A 1,449-nucleotide genomic window follows, 5' to 3' on the forward strand; every position below is an offset into this window, starting at 1 on the left:
GTACTGGTGGAACAGCCCACAGATACTGTGTTTAAATCCTAATTTATTTTTCTTAAATTTGAATTCTAAAGAAGTCACTTTTTAGTAACTATCTAGTGGCGGGAGGGAAACCTCCCGTCTTTTTTCTTGCCATTGATGGTGTGGATTATAATCCTTTCCACTTTTCCATAAAGTATAGATCAATATTAGCAATTTTCTCATTACTGCTACCAAACTTTGCTTTTTGTAATTGAACTTTTTATTTAACCGGGTATAGAACTCTTTTAGGTTTTCATTGTGGGTGACTGCGGTAACGGCTGGCATATAAAGAGCCGCCCGTAAATGTGCATTACCTTTTTTAGATAAGCGGGACTTTCCTTTGTACTGGCCAGATTCTTCCTGGATCACATCCAGCCCGGCATAGCTTACTAATTGTCTAATGCTGTTGAATAAAAGAAAACCATTAGTCTCTGCAATTACTTTGGTTACACTTAGGACCCCCAATCCTTTAACCTGGGCGATTCTTTCAATCTTCTCATAAAGCTTTTCGTCTTGTTTGACCCTTTCCAATAACAGCCCCTCCATTTTCTTTATTAGTTGACCAAGAATGTCCAAGTGTTCTTCAGCAGCTTTAATAACTTCTGGTATTGTATTATGAGCTGTATTCCATGCATGAAGACGTGAGGAAGCTGCAGATTTGTTCTTCTTCAGTTGAGAGATTTCTCTACAGAGATCACGAATAGCTTTAAACTGTTCACTAGGTGGGTTCCAGGATTTGAGAGAAGAAGATCGTTCTAAACCTATATCAGCAATAAGTTTTGCATCTACTTTATCTGTTTTGGTTTTAATATTGAGACTTTTAGCGAAGTATTTTACCTTCTGTGGAAGTTCCACGTAAATAACTTCATTTTTAGAATGAAGAAAGTAAGCAAGTTCTTCATAATAAATCCCGGTAGCTTCCATGACAAAGACTAGTTGAGAGTTCTCTTTTCTTCGTTTCAAATACCAAAGATGAAAATCTAAAAAACCTTTGGAATCATTTTTAAAAGTTTTTGTGCCTTTAACAACACTTCTTCCATTTTTTCTTTCCTTGAAACAGACATCAAATTTATCTTTAGCAATGTCTATTCCTACAGATTGTAAAAAGTCATTCATAAACCTAATGTTTAAAAAGGAATTCCCTGCTGTCTATCCTCGTAATTAATGCGAGATCCAATCCATTGGAATGGTCTTTAGATACTGTAGAGACTTCAAAGGGAGTTACCGGAAAGGATGATTATCTGTGGGTGGACATACAAAAGTTGTCTAGGTTTTTATCATACTCCTCTCCGGCCCTTTGATTAAAAAATGTAATTTAGCCTTAATTAATGGGAGACCAAACATACGAGGTTTTTAAAGCCTGTGGGGTTTTCCTTGCGAGGAATGGAAGGGTTGTTAAAATGATTTTTTGTTTACTAAGAAGATGCCTTG

General features: G+C 36.2%; 1 protein-coding gene. It reads right to left on the reverse strand.

All coding sequences use genetic code 11. The features are described from left to right. Positions 1 to 81 precede the first annotated feature (81 nt). Positions 82 to 1,134: an IS110 family RNA-guided transposase gene (locus RM529_RS17330; RefSeq protein ID WP_311485995.1), complete on the reverse strand. Its 1,053-nt coding sequence runs from the start codon at positions 1,132 to 1,134 to the stop codon at positions 82 to 84. Positions 1,135 to 1,449: the final 315 nt, after the last annotated feature.

Source organism: Autumnicola edwardsiae (assembly GCF_031846505.1).
GTDB lineage: Bacteria > Bacteroidota > Bacteroidia > Flavobacteriales > Flavobacteriaceae > Autumnicola > Autumnicola edwardsiae.

Excerpts from the sequence above, each read along its gene's own strand:
- RM529_RS17330 (WP_311485995.1), bottom strand. The coding sequence starts at position 1,134 with ATGAATGACTTTTTACAATCTGTAGGAATAGACATTGCTAAAGATAAA.